The sequence below is a fragment of the Bradyrhizobium amphicarpaeae genome (genome assembly GCF_002266435.3).
Taxonomy (GTDB): Bacteria; Pseudomonadota; Alphaproteobacteria; order Rhizobiales; family Xanthobacteraceae; genus Bradyrhizobium; species Bradyrhizobium amphicarpaeae.
This window is the reverse complement of record NZ_CP029426.2, coordinates 1,522,610-1,544,893: the sequence shown is the minus strand read 5'-3', so window position 1 is coordinate 1,544,893 and position 22,284 is coordinate 1,522,610. Positions and strand designations below refer to the sequence as shown.

Genomic DNA, 22,284 nt, shown 5'->3' with positions numbered 1-22,284 from the left:
TTCCGCCCCTTCGGGCGCGGAACGCGCGACCTTGCTCATGGAATCAGCGGAAGGCAGATGCGCGAGACACTGACGAGGCTCCGATACCGCTACTGGCCGGACCATCTCCTCGGCGAGATCCTGTCCAAACGATGGACCGAAACCGCCATCCCGGTGATCCTGCTGCTGATCATCGGCTTCGCGCTCAGCCGCTCGCTCGAGCACTTCCTGTCGCCTGCGAGCCTCGCCGACACCGCGCGGCAGGCCGGCGAGATCGGCTTCATCGGCCTCGGCATGGCGCTGGTCGTCATCGTCGGCGGCATCGATCTCTCGGTCGGGTCGATCTTCGCCCTGACGGATTTCTGCGCGCTCTATCTGCTCGACGTGCTGAACTGGCCGGTCCCCGCCGTGGTGGTCGTCACCATGATCGTCGGCGGGCTGCTCGGCGCGGTGAACGGCGTGCTGATCGGATATCTCCGCCTGCGCGCCTTCATCACCACGCTGATCACGCTGATCATCTATCGCTCGGCCTATGACCTGCTGATCCAGCGCTATTCCAACGCGATCGCGTCGGCTTTTCCGGACATTCCGTCCTGGGACTTCATCGGCGGCGGCAGCGTGTTCGGCATTCCCAGCGTCGCGCTGGTCTACATCGTCATCGCGATCTTCGGTCACGTCTTCCTGACGCGGTTGCGGCCGGGCTGGCACATCACCGCGATCGGCGGCTCGCGGCGATCGGCCTACAATTCCGGCATTCCGGTCCGTCGCACCATCGCGCTCTGCTATGTCGCGAGCGGCGTGCTGACCAGCATCGGCGCGCTGTTCTTCGCGGCACGGCTCGGCACGGTCGGCGGCGATATCGGCGTCGGCCTGGAGGTGATCGTGCTGACGGCCACCGTGCTCGGCGGCATTACGCTCGGCGGCGGCAAGGGCTCGGTCGTCAAGTCCATGGTCGGCGTGCTCATCGTCCTGCTCGTCACCAACGGGCTGACCGCCATGAACGCGCGCGGCGGTGTCAACCGCATGGCGCTGGCGACCATCCTGCTGGCGGCGGCAATGGTCGACATCCGCTGGCAGAAGAACCGCACCCGCATCATCAGCAAGGTCTATGTCGCCCCCACCTACCACGCATTGCCGCCACCGCCGCCGACCGAGATCGGCAGCGGCGGGCCGTTCGAGCAGAACGACAGGCTGCGCGACGTCTCGCTGATCGGGCTCGGCCGGATCGAGGCGCCCGAGGACGTCATCCTCGATCGCAACGACGTGCTCTATGCGGGATCGCGGCACGGCGACATCATCCGCTTCTTCCCACCGGACTACGAACGGATGGAGGTGTTCGCGCATATCGGCGGCCAGCCGCTCGGCATGGCGTTCGACAAGCAGGACAATCTCTATGTCTGCATCGGCGGCATGGGCCTCTATCGCATCACGCCCGATGGGACCGTGGAGAAGGCCACCGACGAGACCAACCGCAGCCTCTATTCCGTGAACGACGACAGCCGCCTGCGGCTCGCCGACGACTTAGACATCACCGACGACGGCCTGATCTTCTTCTCCGAGGCCACGGTTCGCTACGAGATGGACGAGTGGCCGGTCGACGGGCTGGAAGCGCGCGGCAACGGCCGCATCATCTGCTACGACACCAAGACCGGCAGTACCCATACCGCACTGCGCGGGCTGAAATTCCCGAACGGCGTCGCGGTCGCCAGCGACGGGCAATCGATCCTGTTCGCGGAGACGTTCGGCTGCTCGATCAAGCGCTACTGGTTCGCCGGCCCCAGGAAGGGCGACGTCGAGATCGTCATGGACAATCTGCCGGGCTATCCCGACAACATCAACCTCGCCTCGGACGGCAATTACTGGCTGGCGCTGGTCGGCATGCGCAGCCCGTCGCTCGATCTCGCCTGGAAGATGCCGGGCTTCCGCCGGCGCATGGCCAAGCGCGTGCCGGTCGACGAATGGCTGTTCCCGAACATCAACACCGGCTGCGTCGTCAAGTTCAACGAGCAGGGCAAGATCCTGGAATCGTTCTGGGACCTCAAGGGGCTCAACCATCCCATGATCACCTCGATGCGCGAGCATCGCGGCTATCTCTATCTCGGCGGCATCGCCAACAACCGGATCGGCCGCTTCAAGCTCGACAATGCCGACCCGAACTTCGTGCAGTACGACAAGCGCTGGGGGAAGCCGTCGTGATCGCCGCGATCAGCGAATTCGCCAACCGTTTCCTCGGCCGCGGCGAAGCGGCCATCACCGTGCCGTCGTTCGACGGAGCGCTGAAGCCGAACCAGGCGCTCGAGCAGGCGGAGACCCTGCTCGCGTGCGACGCGCCGGAGGATCTCGCCGCGGACGGCTCGTCGCTGCTCATCGCCGACGGCATGCGGCTGATACGTTTGACCGGACACTCGACAACGACGGTCCGAAGCTTCGAGCGGCCGATCTCCGCGCTGGCGTCCTTGCCCGATGGAGGCCTTGTCGTCGCGCTCGGCGGCACCGAGGTCCGGCTCTACGACAATGCCGCGGCCGAGACGCCCAGGGTGGCCTTCACGCAGGGGCTGCACGCCGTCAATGCGTTGGCTCCGGGAAGCGACGGGACGCTGATCGCAACCGATGGATCGACGTTGCACGATGTCGGCGAATGGGCACGCGATCTGATGGAACTCGGCAAGACCGGCCGGGTGCTGCGGCTCGATCCGAAATCCGGCACGATCACGCAGCTTGCCGGCGGATTGGCCTACGCGTTCGGCGCCATCGCGAACAACGACGCCGTGCTCGTCAGCGAAAGCTGGCGGCATCGCCTGATCTCGATCGCGCGGGACGGAAGCCGCAAGGACCTGCTGCGGCACCTGCCCGTCTATCCGTCCAGGCTTTCGCCGGCGAGCGGCGGCGGCTTCTGGCTCACCGCCTTCACCGCGCGCACCCAGCTGGTCGAGTTCGTGCTGCGCGAGCCGGCCTATCGCCGCCGCATGATCGCCGAGATCGCCCCGGAGTTCTGGGTGGCGCCGCGTCTGCGCTCCGGCCATTCCTTCAAGGAGCCGCTGCAGGGCGCCCATATCAAGACCATGGGCGTGATGAAGCCCTGGGCGCCGCCGCGGTCATACGGTCTCGTCATCCGGCTCGGAGCCGACGGCCTGCCGCGCTATTCGCTCCACAGCCGGGCCGATGGCGTCAACCACGGCATCGTCGCCGCCGTCGAAGTGGGCTCCGACCTCGTCATGATCGCAAAGGGCCCCGGCCGCATCATCAGGCTTCCGCTGGCAACCCTGCGCGAGGGGGCAAGCGCATGAACGACCTCGTCCTGTCGCTGTCGAAGGCGACCAAGCTCTACGCCGGCGTACCCGCGATCGAAGGCGTCGATTTCGACCTGCGGCGCGGCGAGATCCACGCCCTGGTCGGAGAAAACGGCGCGGGAAAGTCGACGCTGACGAAGGTCATGGCCGGCGTCGTGACGCTGACCTCCGGCGCCATGACGGTCGACGGGGCCGACGTTACGCTGAAGACCCCGCTGGAGGCGCGCAACCTCGGCATTGCCATGGTGTTCCAGGAGAACAGCCTGGTGCCGACGATGACGGTGGCGCAGAACCTGTTCCTCGGCCAGGAGAAATTCTACAACCGCCTGCGCGGCATCTACATCGCGGCCCAGCAATTCCTGCAATCGCTCAACTTCGACGTGACGCCGACCGCAACGGTCGGCGGCCTGGGCGCCGCCAAGAAGCAGATGGTCGAGATCGCGCGCGCCGTCCTGCACAAGGCGAAGGTGATCATCTTCGACGAGCCGACGGCGACGCTGACGCCGGAGGAGAAGAAATATTTCTTCGACCTGGTCAGGGACCTCAAGCGGCGCGGCGTCTCCATCATCTTCATCTCGCACGCGCTCGAAGAGGCGCTGCTGCTCGCCGACCGCATCACCGTCCTGCGCGACGGCAGGCATGTCGTGACCGACGACGCTTCCCGTTTCGACCGGGCGCGCATCGTCCAGGCGATGGTGGGGCGGGACCTCTCCAACACGCTCTACGGCGCGCGCAAGGCGCAGGTGCGGCCTTCGGGCAAGCGGGTGCTGACGGTGCAGAACCTGAAGATGGCGCCGATGGTGAAGAACAATTCGCTGTCGGTGTTCGCAGGCCAGATCACCGGCGTCTTCGGTCTCGTCGGCGCCGGGCGCACCGAAACGTTCAAGATCGTCGCAGGCGTCATGAAGCGCGACTTCTTCCATGGCGGCGAGGTGATCCTCGGCGACAAGCCGGTCCGCTACCGCGTGCCAGCGCCGGCCGTGCAGGCCGGCATCGCCTACGTCACCGAGGATCGCAAGGTCGAAGGTTTTTTCGAGACCGCATCCATTGCGCGCAATATCTATCTCGGCCTGCTCGCCAAGTTTCCGAAAGGACGCACCTGGCTGTCACGACGTGAAAGCACCGCGACCGGAAAGTCCTGGATCGAGCGGCTCAAGGTGCGCGCCATCGGCGACGAGGCCAAGGTCGTCGAATTGTCCGGCGGCAACCAGCAGAAGGTCGTGATCGCCAAATCGCTGATCCAGGATCCGGAACTGATCATCTTCGACGAGCCGACGCGGGGCGTCGACGTCGGAGCCATCGTCGAAATTCACGAGTTGATCAATTCGCTGGCCGACAAAGGCAAGGCGGTGGTGGTGATCTCCTCCTATTTGCCCGAGATCATGGCGCTGTCGGACCGCGTCCTGGTGTGCAGGCAAGGCAAGGTGGTCGAGGAGTTTTCCGCGCTGGAGGCGACGGAGGAAGCCATCATGTACGCGGCGATCCACTGACAGTGGCCCGCCCGCCACGTCGCTGCACAATCGACACGAACCCTGTCAGGCGGAACGCGGTATGGAGACGGACTGCGCGCTACGTTCGCCCAGCAGCTTGCTTGTGGTGCTGTTGACGAAGTGGAGCGACATGCAGGCCGGACACCGCAGGGACACATAGGCGTCCGCCGGCTCAAGCCTCTCGGGCCGCTCGTCGTCGATCCGATGCTCGACGTTCATGCCGGTGCGCGGGCATTTGAAGAGAATTTGGCGCTGCATATCCCTATTTATGCGCCCGAACCGCGCCCGGCGAAATTGCGGATGGTTCCCTAAGGACCTTCCCTATGTTTGAGATGGGTCAAGGCGGACGATCTGCCCGCCCCTATGCTCCGGATGACATCGGGCGCGTTCCTGCCCCGGTGGCCGAACGAAGCGGAGCCCGGACTCCTAGGCACTCCGGGCACCGCTTCGCAAGACGGGGACGATCCGAGCCGATAGGCCGCAATCCGATCAATCCTCCACCCGAAACAGCCGCCACCGCTCCGGCACGCCCTTGAACTGATGCACGCCGTGATCCCTGAACCGGATCTCCGACTGTGCCATCAGGTTTCTGACCGCGCTCGAGACCAGCACTTCGCCGGCGCGCGCTTTGGCGGCGACGCGCGTGCCGATGTGAAAGGCGAGACCGACCATCTCGCCACCGCTCACACTGTACTCGCCCGTATGCAGCCCGACCCTGATGTCGAGCCCCAGCGTACGCACGGCCTTCTGGATTGCGGTCGCGCAGCGGACGCCGGAAGCCGGCGCCTTGAATGTCGCCAGCACGCCGTCGCCGGTGGTCACCACTTCCTTGCCGCGCGTGCTCTTCAGCTCCTTGCGCACCGCCGCGTAATAGTGACCCATGACCTTGGTCCAACGCGCATCGCCGAGCTTCGCCGCCTTTTCGGTGGAGCGGACGATATCGACGATCAGGATGGTGGCGAGTGCCTGCTTGAGCTCCGCGCTCCGCTGGGCGGGTCGGCGCCGGAGCGCGATCGGTCCGGCCAGCGGTTCGTAGCGATGGCTGCGGCGCCGGGCGATGGCGGCTTTGGCGTAGTCCTGCGCGCGCTGCGTCGTGCGGCAGCGGATTGTCTTCTCCTGCGGCAGTCGCGTCCAGTAGACCGTCCGCCCATCGCCGGCGCCATGGACCTCCACCGCGCCCCACTTCAGGAAAACCGCTGAACCGACCCGCCGGACACACCACGCCTTCGACGTGTAGCCGGATACGTTGGACTGATGGACGCCGATGCGAAGGAATTTTGGCATGTCGCTGCGGGTAATCGAAGGACTTTGGGCTACGGAGGCAAACCGTAATAGGCCACTGCCGCGTTGGCAATATGATCGGCAGCGAACCAAGCCGCGGGGCGGACGACGCGGCGCTTGACCGTTGCGCCGGGACCGGCAAATCTTGCGGCATGATTGCCGCGGCGCAGGCCGCAAGGGCCGACCTTCGGTATCCGCTCATTTTTGAAACCAATGCGATATGCAAAGCCAGTTTCGATATTTTCGTGAAGCCGCGCTGTTGTCTGCGGCACTCGCTGCCATCGCCCTGCCTGACATGGTGCGTGCACAATCGGGAAGCGCCGGCGGCAGCATCGGCAACGATGAGAAATCGTTATCCGGCTCCCGCGGGTCACCTCCTGCGGCTGAACCTGCAAGGCCCGCACGCCGCGGCAAGCCGGCGAACGACGAACCCAGCCGCGCGCCGCAAAGAAGCGGCGGGAGTGGCAATTTTGACGGCGCATGGGTTCTGACCAGTGTCGGCGCAACCTGTGCCGGCTCCACCGACACGGTGATCATCACCAGCGGCAAGATGGTGGGGCAATACGGCACCGGTCAGGTCAGTCCGAATGGCGCTACCTACGGGACCGGAGCCGCCGGAAGCCTGACCTGGACCATGTCCGGGCGGTTTTCAGGCCGCAGCGGCTCGGGGACGTTCCGACGATCCGACGGATGCACCGGAAGCTGGACCGGATCAAAGCAGTAATTGCCGACGATCGACGTCAGCGACCGACCGCGTCCGCGCCTCAGCCGTGATACGCGAACAGCTCGATCGGATCGCTGAAGCCACGCACCTCGTGCTTGCCGACGCGCTCCAGCTCGAACTTCCCCTCCACCAGTTCCGCAAAGTCGCGTGACAGCAGCACGGTTCGTCCGAGCTGCTTGGTCAGGGTTTCGAGGCGGGAGGCCATGTTGACGGCGGGGCCGATCACTGTGAAGTCGAGCCGGCTGGACGATCCGATATTGCCGTACATGACGTCGCCGACATGGACGCCGATGCCGTAGTTCAACGGCGCGCGCCCGGTCGCACGGTTCCGCTCGTTCAGCGCCGTCATGGCCTGACGGGCCTCGGTCACGGCGTCGAGCAGCTTCGCGCAGGCATCAGGCTCATGAAGCGGGAAGATGGCGAGCAGGCCGTCGCCGATGAATTTCAGGATCTCGCCGCCATGACGCGCGATCGGCTCGGACATCGCGTCGAAATAGTCGTTGAGCAGGTCGATGACGTCGTCGCGCGGCCAATTGTCGGATATCTTGGTGAAGTCCCTGAGGTCGCAGATCATGATCGCGGCGCGCACCGTCGTGCCGCTGCCGCGCCTGGTGGCGCCGGCGAGGATCAGCTGGCCGGCATGGGAGCCGACATAGGTTTCAAGCAGCGTTCGCGCCAGCCGGTTCTTGATTCGGATCTCGCTGACCAGCGCCAGCACCGGCAGGACTTTCTTGAGCGCTGCGACATGCGCCGGTTCGAAACCGCCGGGGCGATCGGTGGCGTAGGTGACGACGTGCTGCTTGCCGAGCGTGTGATATAGCGGCCAGGCGACATAGTCGGTCAGGCCACTGGCCCGCATCTCGTCGTAAAGGGCATGCTTGCGGCCAAGCGAGGGATCTTGTTCCAGATTCTCTCGCAACTCTGCGGCACCCTCAATGATCTCGGAGGCCGGACTTCCGATGAACTCGGACCGCTCGCGGACATCGTAATCCACCCGCGCGATCTCGGCCCCCTGCATTCCGTCGGCCCATATCATCCGGGCGCCGAGCCATTGCGGATGATTGATCTGGACGTGAAGCGTTGCCCGCTTCAGCGGAATGCCCGCATGCTGCAGGCGGATGCACATCTGCGCGAAGATATCGTCGATGAAGCGTTCGTCGCGCGTGCCTTTGGTGAGCCAGTCGATGACGCTGTCGGCTGGCGTTGGGGCGTGATTGTCTTGCGTCGTCATCGTCTGCCCTTCGGCGGTCTGCGTCGCAGCACATATCGTGCTCCAGCCGCGCGCCGTCAACCTGGCCAGTTGCACGGATTGTACGCAGGGATCGCACTAGGCGGCCAGCCGGATCGAGCCAAGCACCGCCATCCCCGCCACCAGGGTGAGTTGCGAGGCCGCGGTGAGCTCTGCTTTCAACGTGTTTTCGTGCGAAATTGAAAATTCCTCGTCACCGAGTCGAATGCGGCAATCGCCCCGCGCCGCATAGACCAAATGGGTCCCTGCGACGAGCTGCCGTGTGCCGGATTCGCGAAGCGCGATAAGATCGATCTCCGCCGCGCCGCGCCGGGCCATCAGGTTGACAACCTCGACCGGCCCCTCTTCGAGCGCTGTCACGACCTCCATCTCGCCCGTGAAGCGCACCGTCGTAAACGGCTCACGCTCGTCGAATTCCTGCGTAGGCGACTTCAGCACGAGCCCGCGTCCATTGACGACCATCTGGAGGCGATCGATGCCGGGCATATGCGAGAACGGGCCGGGCGCCACGATCGGCGTGGACGCAAGGCGCCAGAGCAGGCTGCTCCAATCCTTCACCGCCGCGTCTGCACGCCAGGCTCCCGCAATGTCTGTGAAGATGCCTCCGCCGTTCTTCCACGGCGATCGGGAATAGTCCTCGGATTTGAGCAGTGTGATTTTCATGTGTTGGGCGGCCAGGTTTTTCAGGGTTTGATAGGCACATCATGTCTCATGAAGTGCCGACTTTGCCACCCGGTTTGCGGAGCGCCAACGGTCAATCAACGCTGTTATTTCGAGGTCAGCGCCGCCACGGCCTGCCAGGCGATATCGGGCGCGGCTGCAGCGAGCTGCCGGCAGCGCTCGTGCATCAGCTCGGCGGGACGATCGTCGCCGCGGAGCTTCAGGACGCTCTCGAAATCGGCGAGCGCATCGGCGAACCGCCGCGCGCGGTAGCGGGCAAGGCCGCGCGCGTAATCCGCGATCCAGCTTTTCGCCTGGCCGTCGATGTCGTCCTCGCCCACCATCCCGATCAGCTCGTGGACGGAGAGCCCCTCTTCCCGTCCGTAGACTGCGATGCTGTCGACCTCGCGCGTGATGATGGCGCCGCGCGCCAGACGTTCGGTCGTCTCGCCGACCAGGATCTGCGTGCCGTAGGATTTGTTGACGCCTTCGAGCCGGCTGGCGACGTTCACGGCATCGCCGATCACGGTGTAGTTCAGCCGCAGCTCCGAGCCGATATTGCCGACCAGCATGCGGCCCGAATTGATGCCGATCCGGATCTGGAGCGGTTGGCCGAGATCGTCGGCCAATCCGGACTCCTCGATCGCCCTGCGACAGGCGAGCGCGGCACGGCAGCAGCGCGCGGCGTGATCGCCTTGCGGCTGCGGCGCACCCCAGAACGCCATCACGGCGTCGCCGATGAACTTGTCGATGGTGCCGCCATTGGCGACGATGATCTCCGAGGTGATGTCGAGATAGCGCGACAGCAGCGGCACCACGCGATCGCCCAGCCGCTCGGACAAGCCGGTGAAACCGGCAATGTCGATGAACATCACGCTGAGCTCCTGGACGCTGCCGCCGGGCCTGGCCTCGACGCCCTGGCGCAGCAGGTCCCGGACGAGATCGGCAGGGATGAATTTGCGGAAGGCTGACAATCCGGCCGCCATTTCGGCGATCGCACCGGACAGGCTCGCGATTTCCTTGAGCCGGGAGGGATGGCGGCGGACCTGCTCCAACGCGAAGGCTTCGACATGACGAAGCTCGCCGACGACGCGCGACAGCGGCGCGGCGATGACGGACCGCGCCAGCATCGCCGAGGCCAGCGCCGCGAGCACGGCGCCGATGGCGAGGCCGAAGATCAGGCGGCGCAACGTCGTCTCGACCGGCCCGAGAAATTCGGCCTCCGGGATCACCGTGGCGAGCGACCAGCCTGGAAACGGCAGCGGCGTCAGCGCAACCTCGTAGGCCGCGCCGCCGGAGGTCAGCCTGTCTCGCCAGGCCTCCTTGCGGCCGGCCTCGCCCGCCTTGGCGAGCGCGGCGCGCGCCAGCGGCAGCAGCGTGGTGTCGCCGCGCGCCGGATGGAGCTCGTCGGCCTCCTTGTCCGGTGCCGCGACGAGTTCGCCACTGCTATCGACGATGAAGGCAGTCCCCGTGCGCCCGACCTCGAGCTGCGACAGGAAGCGCGCAAGCCTGGTATATTCGATGATGACGGCCAGAACGCCCTGCCGCTCCTGATAAACGTCGATCGGCCCCGCGAAGGCGATCGACGGCCGCTCGCCGGTCGCGTGGTCCGTCACCCTGAACCATTGCGGACCGTCCGCGGTCAGCCCGGCCTTGAACCAGGGCTGATCGGCGACGTGAAATCCACTCGGCTCGAAACGGCGATTGGCGAATTCGATGTCGCCGGGCACCACGTCATATTCATCGACGCGACGCTGGCCCGGATGATCCGTCAGCGAGATCTCCATCATCTCCAGGCGGCGATCGCCCAGCTTGTGCGCGGCGAAAAAGGAGCCGTCGGGCCAACCGAAGGCGACCCAGGAGATCGTTGCCTGCGACTGCAATTGCGAGAGAAACACGAACTCCCGCTTGTCGGCCTCGCGGGTGTCGAGCACGTTCTGCAGGAACAGCGTGCGGATCGCGGTGTGCGCGGCGCGGGCCTCGTCGACGATGGCCGAGACCTCCTTGCGCACCGCCGCCACGATCTGCTCGTTGATGGTCGCGGCGAGCTGCCGGCTGGTCGCCTCCGCCGTACGCCACCACAACAGGCTGGAGAGCGCGGCCGTCAGCAGGATCGCTGCCAGGACCAGCGCGGACACCGCGAGGCGGATGCTGACCGTCAGCCCCGCGATCGCATGAAGCCGTCGTTCGGGATCAACCTTCATCGCTGTCTTCGCCTGCCGGTCCATGGGAGCCACTGACATTGCTCTACGCCGCCGGCGCTCCCCCGTTACCTCTGGCAGGAAAGAGACGCACGCCGCCAATGCCCGGTGGCTACCGTCTCGATAGACCCTAGGCATTGGCCTTGAGGCGCCGCTTGCCCGCAAATAGCGGCCCAAGCGCACCGGCGGTGCGCCCGATCCCATCGGTCTCACGGATTCGTGAGCAGCTTGGCCGTAACGCCCGCTGCCGCGCAGCGAAGGAGACCACGCGCACATCGCCTGCCGGGCGATGCCATCTCGAACAGGAGAATCTCGATGTCTGCCAAACATGCCGTCACCTCGCTCATCCTCGCCGGCGCCGTCTCGACCGCGCTCGCGACCCTCGCCGCCGCAGGACCGCTGACCAAGGCCGAGGGCGAGGCCGCCATCGCCGCCAAGAAGGAGAAGTGCTTCGGCGTCGCGCTGAAGGGCCAGAATGACTGTGCGGCGGGACCCGGCACCACCTGCCAGGGCACCTCGACGGTCGATTTCCAGGGCAACGCCTGGAAGTTCGTCCAGGGCGGCACCTGCACCAGCATCGAGCTGCCGGGCGGCAAGAAGGGTTCGTTGAAGCCGGTCTAACCGCCGGCACGACGTCGCCGGCAAGCAGGAACGGAGCAGCACGATGAGCACGGTGATCGAACCAGCCCGACCAGCAGCCATGGCGCTCCGCTTCTCAACGCCCATCGGCGGCGTCGCCGGGACCAGCTTCAAGCCCGAGCATCTGCCCGATATCCTCAAGGCAGGACCTCGGCGTGGCTTCTTCGAAGTCCACGCCGAGAACTACATGGGAGACGGAGGTCAACCGCATCGCGCGCTGGAAGCGATCCGCCGCGATCATCCGCTGTCGCTGCACGGCGTCTGCATGTCGATCGGCGGGCCCCGCCCGCTCGACAAGGCGCATCTGGCCCGCTTCCGTGGCCTGGTCGCGCGCTACCAGCCGGCGCTGGTGTCCGAGCACCTGGCCTGGTCGACCCACGAGACCAGCTTCTTCAACGACCTGTTGCCGCTGCCCTATACCGAAGCGACGCTGGCTTGCGTCTGCGACCACATCGACCAGGTGCAGGAGGCCATCCGCCGGCCACTGCTGCTGGAAAATCCATCGACCTATGTCGCCTTCCGCGAATCCGCGATGCGCGAGACCGAGTTCATCCGCGCAATCGCGGAGCGCACCGGCTGCGGGCTGCTGCTCGACGTCAACAATGTGTTCGTCTCCGCCACCAATCACGGCACTTCGGCGCTCGACTATCTCTCCGATTTCCCTGTGTCGCGCGTCGAGGAAGTTCATCTCGCGGGCCATGCCGAGCAGGCCGACGACGAGGGTGAGCTGCTGTTGATCGACAGCCATGACGGGCCGGTCGCGGACGCCGTCTGGAAGCTCTACGAGATCGTCATCCAGCACCGCGGCGCGGTGCCGACGCTGATCGAATGGGACAGCAACATTCCGGACTGGCCGGTGCTGCAAGCCGAAGCCCATGCCGCGCAGGCGATCCTCGACCGTCATCAGTCCACAGCAATGGCAGGAGCGCGTCATGCTGCCTGAACCCGGTCTGTCATTCGCTGCTGCGTTCGCGCCGGCGCTGCTGGATCCCGCGCGCGGCACGCCAGCGATCGTGACCGGCCCGAACGGCAAGGCCGCCGCCAAGCGCTACGACGTCTACCGCAACAACGTCACCGTCAGCCTGATCGACGCGCTGGCTGCAGTCTATCCGGCCGTGCAGCGCATCACCGGCGTCGAGTTCTTCCGCGCCATGGCGCGCTTCCATGTTCGCGGCAATCCGCCGACCTCGCCGCTGCTGTTCGAATATGGCCGCGACTTTCCGCAGTTCATCGAAGCCTATGAGCATGCGCAAGAGATGCCCTGGCTCGCCGACGTCGCGCGTATCGAGCGGGCCTGGCTCGACTGTTACCATGCACGCGACGCCGCCCCGCTGTCCGCGGACCGGCTGTCGGCGGTGACGCCTGATCGATTGGCCGATCTGGTGTTCGTTGCGCACCCCGCCACGCGATGCCTGCGCTCTCAATATGCGGCCGTGACGATCTTTGCGGCCCACCGCGACGGTGCGTCGCCCACGCACATCGATGCCTCGACGCCTGAGGATGCCCTGATCACCCGGCCCGATTTCGACGTCGCCGTGCGCCGCCTCCCGCCAGGCGGGGCGGTCTTCGCAGCTCACCTGATCTCGGGACGGCCGCTCGGCGAGGCTGCCGCGGCAGCGCTGGACGCCGCGCCCGAATTCGACATCGCCGCCAACATCGCCGGGCTGATCGAAGCCGGCGCCTTCATCTCGCTTGCTTGCGGAGCCCCATCATGATCACGGACCAACGCATGACCGCCGGCAGCGGCCTGCCGTCCCCCTGGTTGCTCATCGACAAGGCCAATCGGCTGGTGCAGATCCTCGCCACGCCGTCGCTCGTCCAACTGGTATTGCGCCTCGCTTTGGCGGTGCCGTTCTGGCGCTCGGGCATGCTCAAATGGGCCGGTTTCCTCAGGCTCAACGACACCGCGGTGACGCTGTTCAGCGACGAGTTCATGCTGCATCTGCCCGGCGGGCCCTATCATTTTCCGGCACCGACGGTCATGGCATTCCTGTCAGGCTGCGGCGAGATCATGTTTCCGATCCTGCTGGTGCTGGGGCTCGGCACGCGGTTCGCAGGGCTCGGACTCCTGTTCATGACGGTCATCGTCGAGCTCACGGTGCCCGATGGCTGGCCGATCCACCTCACCTGGGCCGCGATGGCGCTCGGCATCATGGCGTACGGGCCGGGGACCATTTCGCTCGACCATCTGCTGTGTCGCGCGCGATCGCAGGGGCGGTAGGCACGGGCCTTTGCGTATCCACATGCACCGCCGTCATCCCGAGGTGCGCGCCCTTGCGCGCCTCGAAGGATGACGTCGATGAGTATGATCAGCAGCAGTCCGGATGAAACGCCTTACATCCCGCTCAACCCGCTATCGACCGCCAGCGTCTGCGCGGTGACATAGACGCTTTCGTCCGACAGGAAGAACAGCACGGCATAGGCGATCTCCCAGGCCGTGGCCTGGCGGCCGAACGGGACGTGGCCCTTGCCGCGGTTGGGGCGGCCGGCGCCGGCTTCGCGGCCGTTCGGGGTATCGACGAGGCCGGGATAGACGAGATTGGCGCGGATGCCGCGGCGCGCTCCGAGATGGGCGATGTTGCGCATCAGGCCGCCGAGCGCGGCTTTCGATGAATCATAGACCGCCATCTGGGATCCCGCTTTCAGTGCGGCGATCGAGGAGATGAAGACGATGGCGCCGCCATTGTCGAATTTCGGCAGCGCGGCGCGGCAGCACAGCATTGGACCGCGGACATTGACGTCGTAGATCCTGTTCCATTCCTCAGGACTGACGTTGTCGAGCCCGGTCTTGCCGAACGTGCCGATGTTCAGCACCATGCCGTCGAGGCCGCCCATGGCGCGATGGGCTTCCTCGATCATGCGCTGGACGTCGGCCTCGGACGTGACGTCGGCCGCGATGGCAAATGCCTCGCCGCCCTCGTTGGTGATGCGCTTTACGGTCTGCCCGGCAGAGGTGGGGTTGAGGTCAGCCACCGCGACCTTCGCACCCTCGCGTGCGCACAGAATGCTCATGGCACGGCCGTTGCCGATGGGATCCGTTTCGGCATCGAACACGCGCTGGCCGCCGCCGACAATGAGGATGCGACGGCCTTTCAGCCGCGCCCTGCCTGGCGCCTCACCGAGCGATTCCGCGCTGGGCGGACGAACATAGCGCTCCGGCTTGCTGTCGGTCTCTGTCATCTCTTGCCGCCTACTTCCTGCCGCCGTCATAGACCGTCATGCCGGCGGCCGGATCGAGATCGGTTTCGGTCGCTTCTGTCAGGCGCGCCATCATCATGTAGAAGCCGAGCGCGACGATCGATTCCACGATCTCCTGCTCGCTGAAATGGCGGCGCATGGCCGCGAAAGTCGCCTCGGGAACGCGGACGTTCTCGACCACCTCGCGGCCGAAGCTCAGCAGCGCGCGCTCGGCCTCGTTCAGAGCGGCGGAATCGTAGTCGCCGCGCTCGACCGCCTCGACCTGTCCTTGCGTGCAGCCGACGCCGAGCGCGATCGGCACGTGCTGGCGCCATTCATAGGCGCCGCCCTCCAATTGGGCGGCCTGGAGGATCAGCAGCTCGCGGTTGACCGCCGAGAGCTTCTGCTTGTGCAGGATCGAATTGCCGAGTCGCATCGCCGGGATCATGTTGGCCTCGGCATGGGCCATCATGCGAAAGATGTTGAGCTTGACCGGCATGCGGTCGAACGAGGCGCGGATGTCGCCGCTCGTCGTCTCCGGATCAATCAGGGGCAGCCTTGCCACGCGTTTCTCCCTTGGGCTTTCGTTTCTTGTTGTCGGTATCCTCGCCTGCCGCGATCAGCGACAGAAAGAAGGCGAGATAGCGCTCGATGGCTTCGATCACCTTCGGCCGCGGCGAAGGTGCTGCGCCCATCACGTAATGCTCGAGGCGGATGTAGATCAGGCCTGCCGCGAACAGCCGGGCGGTCTCGCGCGGATCCGGCGTCCTGATCAGGCCGGCGAGCGCAAAGCCGCGGAAATAATCCGTCATCATGCTCTGCTCGCGCGCGTAGAAATGATCGGCGAACTTGGCGCGGATGCCGGGGACGCGGTTACGCTCGGCCGTGATCACCTTCTGGAACTGGTGCTCGCGCGGATCGGACCATTGCTCGACGAGGTCGAGCGCGAACTGGCGGCAGAACGCCGCGGGCCGGCGCACGAGCTGCTTGTAGCGCGGCTCCTCGAGCCGGCTCGCCGAGCTTGCCGGGCCGTGTTCGCTGACGATCGCTTCCAGGATCGCGGCCTTGCCGGCGAAATGGTTGTAGAGGCTGCTCTCGCGGATGCCGACCCGGCGCGCCAGCTCGCGCATCGAGGCGCCGCCGTAGCCGCTCTGCGCAAACAAGTTGAGCGCTTCGGTGAGGATGCGCTCACGGGTCGTAGGCGCCGCCGCTTCCGCCGCGCTGGACGTATGAAGAACCATGACAGCTTGACTAACGAACGATCGTTCGCTAGTCAACCGTACGAACGATCGTTCGTTTGCCAGTTTGGCGAGAGGGGTCGCGGCCCGCAAGTCCGTCGCGGGCGATGTTCTCGCGTTTCAACTCCGCTCCTCGAGAGGCGGAGAGCAATTTTGGGGAGACGATTTCATGGCGCGCTTTGCCAGCCTTCGTGCGGCCTGCATGCTGTTGCCGCTGCTCGCAGCCAGCACGGCCTCTGCCCAAAGCAAGTACGATCCCGGCGCCGACGACAAGACCATCAAGATCGGCACCACCGCGCCGCTGAGCGGCCCGGTCTCGGCCTTCGCGCAGATCGCAAAATCGGCGGAGGCTTATTTCCGGAAGGTGAACGACGACGGCGGCGTCAACGGCCGGCGCATCCAGATGATCATCGCCGACGATGCCTATAGCCCGCCCAAGACGGTGGAGCAGACCCGGCGGCTGGTCGAGAGCGAGGAAGTGCTGCTGATCTTCGGCGGCGTCGGCACGCCAACCAACAGTGCCGTGCACAAATATCTCAACGACCGCAAGGTGCCGCAGCTGTTCCTGGGCTCGGGCGCGGCGAAGTGGGACGATCCCAGGAATTTCCCGTGGACCGTCGGCTGGCAGCCGACCTATCGCGACGAGGCGATCGCCTACGCCAGATACATCAAGGCGAGCCACGCCAATGCGAAGATCGGCGTGCTCTACCAGAACGACGACCTCGGCAAGGACTATCTGAAAGCGCTGGAAGAAGGCCTCGGCAGCGGCGAAGCGATCGTCGCACGCGCAGCCTATGAGACCTCGGCACCCACGGTCGATACCCAGATCCTGCAGCTGAAGACAGCGGGCTCCGACGTGGTTCTGGTCGCGGCAACGCCGAAATTCGCGGCGCAGGCGATCCGCAAGATCGGCGAGATCGGGTGGAAGCCTGTGACGATCATCTCCAACGTCTCGGCCTCGATTAGCGGCGTGCTGGAGCCGGCCGGCAAGGACAATTCCACCGGCGTCATCTCCAGCCAATATCTGAAAGATGCCACCGATCCCGCCAACAAGGATGACCCCGGCTACCGGGAATGGCTGGCGTTCATGGACAAGTACATGCCGGACGCCAACAAGAGCGACTGGCTCAACGTCTACGGCTACACCATCGCGCAGACGCTGGTGACGGTGCTGAAGGCCTCCGGCAACGACCTCACCCGCGCCAATGTGATGAAGCAGGCGACCGCGATGAAGGACGTGAAGCTGCCGATGCTGATCAACGGCACGGCGGTGAACAATTCGCCCGAGCACTTTACGCCGATGACGAGCCTTCAACTGATTCGTTTCGACGGCACGCGCTGGGTGCCGTTCGGTGACCTCCTGAAGAACTGAAGCATGCGGCAGGTCAAAATCGGCAACATGCGGGTCGATCTCGTCAGCGAGATCCCCGCGCTCGCCTTCGACAAGACCTGGTTGTTCGCCAACGTCACCGACGCTGTGATCTTGGAAAACCGCAGCTGGCTCGATCACCGCTATATCGAGCCGGAGACCGGCCGCTTCATCCTCAGCCACCACTCCTATCTCGTGCGTACGCCGCGCTGGACCGCGATCGTCGACACCTGCTGCGGCAACCACAAGCATCGTCCGCGCGTGCCGGCGTGGAACAACCTCGACCAACCCTATCTCGCGAACTTGCAGGCGCTGGGCGTTTTGCCCGAACAGGTCGATTTCGTGATGTGCACGCATCTGCATGTCGATCATGTCGGCTGGAACACGCGCCTCCTCGACGGCCGCTGGGTGCCGACCTTTCCCAACGCGCGCTATCTGATGGGCCGCGAGGAATTCCGGCACTTCGAGGCCGCGCACAATTCCGCGCCGAAGAGCCCGGTGAACCATGGTTCGTTTGAGGATTCCGTGCTGCCGGTGGTGGCGGCGGGCCTTGCCGAACTCGTCGAGACCGATCATCGCCTGTTCAGCGATCGCGATGCGGCCTTGCGCTTTGCGCCGGCACCCGGGCACACCGCCGGCAACATGCAGATCCACCTGACCGGCGGCCAGGATCACGCGGTGATGTCGGGCGACGTCATCCATCATCCGATCCAGTGCGCAGCACCTTGGCTCTCCAATGCCGCCGACGTCGATCCGGCTGCGGCGCTCGCAACCCGCATGGCGCTGCTGGAGGAGCTCGCGGATACGCCGAGCTATCTGCTCACCGGCCATTTTCCGGCACCGACCGCCGGACGCGTGATCCGGCACGGCGATGCCTACAGGTTTCGTTTCGAAGATTAGGGAATGCCATCATGATGCTGCGCACCGTCACGCTTTCTTTTCTTGCATTGTTGTCGGCGGCTCTGCCGTCACACGCCGAGGATCCTGCCGCCTACCCCACGCACAAGATCAAGATGCTGCTGCCCTATGCGGCGGGTGGCGGCGGCGACGTGGTCGGCCGGCTGCTCGCCGACAAGATGGGCAAGACGCTCGGACAGAGCATCTATATCGAGAACCACACGGGAGCGGCCGGCACGCTCGGCACCCAGATGGTCGCGGCATCGCGAAATGACGGCTACACCATCACTGTCGGCGGCATGACCACGCATGTGCTGGCGCCGGCGATCTATCCGAAGCTGCCCTATGATTCGATCAGGGATTTTACGACGATCGGTCGCGTCGGCGTCTCCTCGATCATCCTGGTGGCGACCAAGGATTTTGCAGCCAACGACATCAAGGGCCTGATCGCAATGGCCAAGAAGGGCGGGCCGATCCAGTACGGCAGCTGGGGCGTCGGCTCGACCGGCCAGTTCTGCGCTGAGATCCTGATGCAGCAGACCGGCATCAAGATGGACCACGTGCCGTTCAACGGCATCGCGAAACTGGCCGGCGACCTGCTCGGCGGGCACATTTCGCTGGCCACACTCGACGTGGCGACCGCAACCCGCTGGTGAAGGACGGCTCGATCAAGGCGCTGGCCGCCTGCGGCGAGCGCTCGCCGAGCCTGCCCGATATCGCCAGCTACGGGGAGCAAGGCGTGCCGTTCGACCGCAGTCTGTCCTGGGCGATGTATGCGCCCGCGGGCCTGGCGCCGCCTGTTGCTCAGAAATTGTCGGCGGCGCTGAAGGACGCGCTCGGCGATGCCGAGGTCAAGGAGAAGCTGCTGAAGCTCGGCATCACGCCGCAATTCGTCCCCGGCGAGGAACAGCGCGACATCAACGCCCGCGACATCGTAGCCTGGAAGCAGGTTGCCAAGGACGCAGGCATCGAGGTGAAGTGAAGCAGTGGCGGGCAGCACGCCTGCGGCCATCCTTCGAGACGCCCGCCTGCGGCGGGCTCTCAGGATGAGGTGCGGTGGTGAACGGTTGAGAGGAGCGACGGCATGAGCCGCATCTTTGGCGCGGTGCGCCAGAACGGATATGTGGTGCGGGACATCCACGCCGCGATGAAGCACTGGATCGAGGTGATGGGTGTCGGCCCCTGGTACTACATGGACCTGGTCAAGACCGACTGGTTCCGCCATCGCGGCCAGGACTCATCCGTCGAGATGAGCATTGCGCTGGCCAATTCCGGCGACCTCCAGATCGAGCTGATCCAGCAGCGCAATGATGCGCCCTCGCTGTACAAGGAGTTCCTCGACGCCGGCCACGAAGGCCTCCAGCACATGTCCTACTGGAGCCACGACTACCAGGCGCTCTACGACAAGGCGATCGGGCTCGGCTATGGGATCGGCCATGAGGGTCAGATCGGCGGCGAAAAGGGGCGCTTTGCCTATTTCGACACCCAGGCCCATCCGGGCACGGTGATCGAGATCTCCGACATCAGCGGCACCAAGGGGCCGTTCTTCGAGAAGGTCCGGCAAGCCGCGTCGAGCTGGGACGGGACGCGGCCGATCCGCGAGGTCGGCGGGACGAAGTCGTAACAGCTTTCGCCGGCAGGAAGCGCCGGACGAAGCCAAATAGAATTTGTATTGCGGCCCCGGTCGGATATCCTCTCCGACATTGCAGATCCCGGCTTGGGGGCCGTGATGAAGTTCTTTTTTCTGTTTCTTTTCAGCGGGCTGACGTTGGTGTTGGTGCCCGCCGCAGGATTTGCCGACCAGCGCATGGCGCTGGTGATGGGCAATTCGGCCTATCAGCGTGCGCCCAAGCTCGCCAACGCCACCAACGACGCGGGCCTTCTGGTCGAAACCTTCAAGAAGGCCGGCTTCACGGTCGTCGAGGCGCGCAACGATCTCTCCGCGCAGGACATGCGCCGGACCTTGCGCGATTTCGGCGCCAAGGCGCGCGGCGCCGACATCGCCGTGATCTACTATGCCGGCCACGGCATCGAGATCGACGGCAACAACTATCTCGTTCCGGTCGACGCCCAGCTCGAGAACGACACCGACGTCTATGACGAGACCATCGGGCTCGACCGCGTGCTGGTGGCCATCGAGCCGGCGAAGCGGCTGCGTCTCGTCATTCTCGATGCCTGCCGCGACAACCCGTTCGCCAAGAACATGAAGCGCACGATGGCATCGCGGGCGGTGGCGCGCGGCCTTGCCAAGGTGGAGCCATCGAGCCCGAACACGCTGGTCGCCTTCGCCGCCAAGGCCGGGCTCACCGCGCTCGATGGCGACGGCAGGAACAGCCCTTTCGCCGCCGCGCTGGCGCACCATCTCGCAACGCCGGGCCTCGACCTGCGCAAGGCGTTCGGCTATGTCCGCGACGAGGTACTCAAGGCCACGACCAACCGGCAGGAGCCCTTCATCTACGGCTCGCTCGGCGGCGACGACGTCGTGCTGGCGCCGGCGGCGGCACCTCCTCCCGCTCCGGCTCCGGTCGCATCGACAGACGCGAGCGCATCACGCGATTACGAGTTTGCCGAGCGCGTCGGGACGGTAGAGGCCTGGGATCTCTACATTGCCGCGCATCCGGGCGGGTTCTACACCGATCTGGCCAAGGTTCAGCGCAACAAGCTCGCCACGGCGACGCCGCGCATGGCCCCAGTCACCGCCGAACCCGAACCGAAGAAAGTGCAGACCTCACCGGTCCTGCCGCCACAGCCGGAGGCGGCAAAACCCCTCGCTGCGACAAAACTCGCGGCCGCCCCGGCGACCGCCACGCCACTCGCGCTCGCGACGCCACCGGCAGCCGAGACCAAGAGCGTCGCCGCCGTGCCGGCATCAACCTGTACCACGCGAAGTGCGCGGCGCGATAACGACGCCGTCGGCGGCCCCTTCATACCGGTCTCGATCAAACCGAATGTCGAGGGCGCCAGCGTGCGCACCATTGCCGTATCGCCCGACGGCCGGGAGATCGCGACCGCAGGCGACGACGGCGTGATCCGGCTGTGGGATGCGTCCTCGTTCCGGCAGACACGGGTGCTGAAAGGTCATGCCGGCGCGGTCTACGCGCTCGACTATTGGACTGACAGTTCGCTGCTCGCCTCCGCCGGATGGGACGGCAAGGTGAAGGTGTGGGATCTCGGAAGCGGCGGCCGGAGCCTGACCTTCGATGCGGGAGCAAAGCAATTCGCCGTCGCCTTCGCACCGGAGCCTTCGCTCAAATATCTGGCCTCGGCCGGTGAGGACGGCGTCGTCCGGATCTGGAATCTCGGGACCCGCGAGCTCGCCAAGAGCAAGCTCGATCACCCGAGCGGCGATCCCGCGCGCGCCGCGGTGCGCTCCCTGAGTTACGCGCCCTCCGGCTCGGGCGAATTCGTCTCGGCCGGCTATGACGGCAAGATCAGGTTCTATCGCACCAGTGGCGCCATCGAGGCAAAGGACGCCAATGGCCGCAAGGCGCTACGCGTGGCCTATTCGCCCGACGGCTTGCGCGTGGTCACCGCCGGTTCGGACGCTGAGCTCGGCTCGGCGAAAATATGGGACGCCAGGAGCGGCAATACACGGCTGCTCGCCGGCCATCGCGATTATGTCGTGTCGGCGAGCTGGTCCGCGGACAGCAAGCGCATCGTGACCGGCGGCGGCGGGCGCGACAAATCGGTGAATTTGTGGGACGCCGACAGCGGCCGGCTGCTGGCGAGTTTCGCGGGCCATCAGGAGGACGTCGAGGCGGTCGCGTTCTTTCCGGGCGGCACGCGGCTGATTTCGGCGAGCGAGGACAAGACTATCAAGGTCTGGGACATCGCGCAGCGGCGGATGCTCCTGACCGCGGTCGGTTTCGGCGACGACGGCTATGTCAGCTACACGCCCGAAGGCTGCTACGCCGGTTCGAACGGCGTCGAAAACAAACTCAGCATCTTCACCGGCAGCCGCTACGAGCCGATGTCGCTGGAGGCGCGCAAGGCGATGCAGGAACCGGCGGGGTTCACGTCATTGCTGGCGCGGTGAGGCCGCGATGTGTGGTAGCATGCACCACGTGTCCGAACCTTCAGCGAGGCCATC

The 22,284-nt window shown here is 65.5% G+C and carries 22 protein-coding genes; 14 read left to right on the top strand and 8 right to left on the bottom strand.

From position 1 onward, the window contains the following. Positions 1-57: 57 nt before the first annotated feature. From CIT40_RS07470 to CIT40_RS07460, 3 genes are read left to right on the top strand one after another with little or no spacing between them, the layout of a single operon-like run. Positions 58-2,175 (top strand): ABC transporter permease, encoded by a 2,118-nt coding sequence (locus CIT40_RS07470; RefSeq protein ID WP_094895242.1) that lies wholly within the window; start codon positions 58-60, stop codon positions 2,173-2,175. Then, on the top strand, positions 2,172-3,266 hold the full coding sequence (locus tag CIT40_RS07465) for an SMP-30/gluconolactonase/LRE family protein (RefSeq protein WP_094895241.1): 1,095 nt from the start codon (positions 2,172-2,174) through the stop codon (positions 3,264-3,266). Before CIT40_RS07470 ends, CIT40_RS07465 begins: the two co-directional genes overlap by 4 nt. Next, the gene (locus CIT40_RS07460) at positions 3,263-4,759 is read left to right on the top strand and encodes a sugar ABC transporter ATP-binding protein (RefSeq protein ID WP_094895240.1); all 1,497 of its coding nucleotides are present in this window, start codon (positions 3,263-3,265) and stop codon (positions 4,757-4,759) included. The genes CIT40_RS07465 and CIT40_RS07460 overlap by 4 nt, the downstream gene beginning before the upstream one ends. Before the next feature lie 45 nt (positions 4,760-4,804). On the opposite strand, the gene CIT40_RS07455 is transcribed toward CIT40_RS07460, so the two are convergent. Together CIT40_RS07455 and CIT40_RS07450 are read right to left on the bottom strand one after the other, a co-directional pair. After that, positions 4,805-5,017, bottom strand: a complete 213-nt coding sequence (locus CIT40_RS07455; protein WP_094895239.1) for a hypothetical protein — start codon at positions 5,015-5,017, stop codon at positions 4,805-4,807. A 231-nt stretch (positions 5,018-5,248) separates the two neighbouring features. Further along, a complete protein-coding gene (locus CIT40_RS07450) occupies positions 5,249-6,043 on the bottom strand; it encodes an adenylate/guanylate cyclase domain-containing protein (protein ID WP_094895238.1) in 795 nt (264 codons plus the stop codon). Between the two features lie 217 nt (positions 6,044-6,260). Here CIT40_RS07450 and CIT40_RS07445 point away from each other — a divergent pair, with 217 nt between their 5' ends. Then, a complete protein-coding gene (locus CIT40_RS07445) occupies positions 6,261-6,764 on the top strand; it encodes a hypothetical protein (RefSeq protein WP_094895237.1) in 504 nt (167 codons plus the stop codon). Positions 6,765-6,804: 40 nt separating this feature from the next. On the opposite strand, the gene CIT40_RS07440 is transcribed toward CIT40_RS07445, so the two are convergent. The 3 genes from CIT40_RS07440 to CIT40_RS07430 form a co-directional block, all read right to left on the bottom strand. Continuing rightward, on the bottom strand, positions 6,805-7,995 hold the full coding sequence (locus CIT40_RS07440; protein ID WP_162307391.1) for an adenylate/guanylate cyclase domain-containing protein: 1,191 nt from the start codon (positions 7,993-7,995) through the stop codon (positions 6,805-6,807). A 96-nt stretch (positions 7,996-8,091) separates the two neighbouring features. Beyond that, the gene (locus CIT40_RS07435; protein ID WP_094895235.1) at positions 8,092-8,676 is read right to left on the bottom strand and encodes a HutD/Ves family protein; all 585 of its coding nucleotides are present in this window, start codon (positions 8,674-8,676) and stop codon (positions 8,092-8,094) included. Between the two features lie 104 nt (positions 8,677-8,780). Next, positions 8,781-10,877 carry an adenylate/guanylate cyclase domain-containing protein gene (locus CIT40_RS07430; RefSeq protein WP_094895338.1) on the bottom strand — a complete coding sequence of 699 codons (2,097 nt, stop codon included), beginning with the start codon at positions 10,875-10,877 and terminating at the stop codon, positions 8,781-8,783. A 312-nt stretch (positions 10,878-11,189) separates the two neighbouring features. Here CIT40_RS07430 and CIT40_RS07425 point away from each other — a divergent pair, with 312 nt between their 5' ends. Genes CIT40_RS07425 through CIT40_RS07410 form a run of 4 tightly spaced genes read left to right on the top strand, consistent with a single transcriptional unit; the run spans position 11,190 to position 13,734 of the window. Then, positions 11,190-11,495, top strand: coding sequence for a BufA1 family periplasmic bufferin-type metallophore (locus CIT40_RS07425; RefSeq protein WP_094895234.1), 306 nt, complete (start codon positions 11,190-11,192; stop codon positions 11,493-11,495). Between the two features lie 43 nt (positions 11,496-11,538). Beyond that, complete coding sequence (gene bufB / locus CIT40_RS07420) at positions 11,539-12,456, top strand: MNIO family bufferin maturase (protein WP_094895233.1); 918 nt, start codon at positions 11,539-11,541, stop codon at positions 12,454-12,456. After that, a complete protein-coding gene (locus CIT40_RS07415) occupies positions 12,446-13,228 on the top strand; it encodes an HvfC/BufC N-terminal domain-containing protein (RefSeq protein WP_094895232.1) in 783 nt (260 codons plus the stop codon). Before bufB ends, CIT40_RS07415 begins: the two co-directional genes overlap by 11 nt. Further along, on the top strand, positions 13,225-13,734 hold the full coding sequence (locus CIT40_RS07410; RefSeq protein ID WP_094895231.1) for a DoxX family protein: 510 nt from the start codon (positions 13,225-13,227) through the stop codon (positions 13,732-13,734). The genes CIT40_RS07415 and CIT40_RS07410 overlap by 4 nt, the downstream gene beginning before the upstream one ends. A 113-nt stretch (positions 13,735-13,847) precedes the next feature. Here the strand turns inward: CIT40_RS07410 and CIT40_RS07405 are convergent, their stop codons facing one another. From CIT40_RS07405 to CIT40_RS07395, 3 genes are read right to left on the bottom strand one after another with little or no spacing between them, the layout of a single operon-like run. Then, entirely contained in the window at positions 13,848-14,693 is an 846-nt protein-coding gene (locus tag CIT40_RS07405; protein WP_162307390.1) for an SDR family NAD(P)-dependent oxidoreductase, read from the bottom strand. Positions 14,694-14,703: 10 nt separating this feature from the next. Then, positions 14,704-15,255: a carboxymuconolactone decarboxylase family protein gene (locus CIT40_RS07400; RefSeq protein ID WP_162307389.1), complete on the bottom strand. Its 552-nt coding sequence runs from the start codon at positions 15,253-15,255 to the stop codon at positions 14,704-14,706. Next, positions 15,233-15,931, bottom strand: coding sequence for a TetR/AcrR family transcriptional regulator (locus CIT40_RS07395; protein ID WP_094895228.1), 699 nt, complete (start codon positions 15,929-15,931; stop codon positions 15,233-15,235). The genes CIT40_RS07400 and CIT40_RS07395 overlap by 23 nt, the downstream gene beginning before the upstream one ends. Positions 15,932-16,097: 166 nt before the next feature. Here CIT40_RS07395 and CIT40_RS07390 point away from each other — a divergent pair, with 166 nt between their 5' ends. The 6 genes from CIT40_RS07390 (at position 16,098) to CIT40_RS07365 (ending at position 22,230) form a co-directional block, all read left to right on the top strand. Then, on the top strand, positions 16,098-17,300 hold the full coding sequence (locus tag CIT40_RS07390; RefSeq protein WP_094895227.1) for an ABC transporter substrate-binding protein: 1,203 nt from the start codon (positions 16,098-16,100) through the stop codon (positions 17,298-17,300). 3 nt (positions 17,301-17,303) lie between these two features. Next, positions 17,304-18,197 carry an MBL fold metallo-hydrolase gene (locus CIT40_RS07385; protein ID WP_094895226.1) on the top strand — a complete coding sequence of 298 codons (894 nt, stop codon included), beginning with the start codon at positions 17,304-17,306 and terminating at the stop codon, positions 18,195-18,197. An 11-nt stretch (positions 18,198-18,208) separates the two neighbouring features. Beyond that, the gene (locus tag CIT40_RS07380; protein ID WP_283810074.1) at positions 18,209-18,850 is read left to right on the top strand and encodes a Bug family tripartite tricarboxylate transporter substrate binding protein; all 642 of its coding nucleotides are present in this window, start codon (positions 18,209-18,211) and stop codon (positions 18,848-18,850) included. Next, positions 18,847-19,176, top strand: a complete 330-nt coding sequence (locus CIT40_RS07375; protein ID WP_283810073.1) for a tripartite tricarboxylate transporter substrate-binding protein — start codon at positions 18,847-18,849, stop codon at positions 19,174-19,176. Before CIT40_RS07380 ends, CIT40_RS07375 begins: the two co-directional genes overlap by 4 nt. Before the next feature lie 102 nt (positions 19,177-19,278). Next, a complete protein-coding gene (locus CIT40_RS07370) occupies positions 19,279-19,818 on the top strand; it encodes a VOC family protein (protein ID WP_094895225.1) in 540 nt (179 codons plus the stop codon). A gap of 105 nt (positions 19,819-19,923) precedes the next feature. Next, positions 19,924-22,230, top strand: a complete 2,307-nt coding sequence (locus CIT40_RS07365; RefSeq protein ID WP_094895224.1) for a caspase family protein — start codon at positions 19,924-19,926, stop codon at positions 22,228-22,230. The last annotated feature ends 54 nt before the right edge of the window (positions 22,231-22,284 follow it).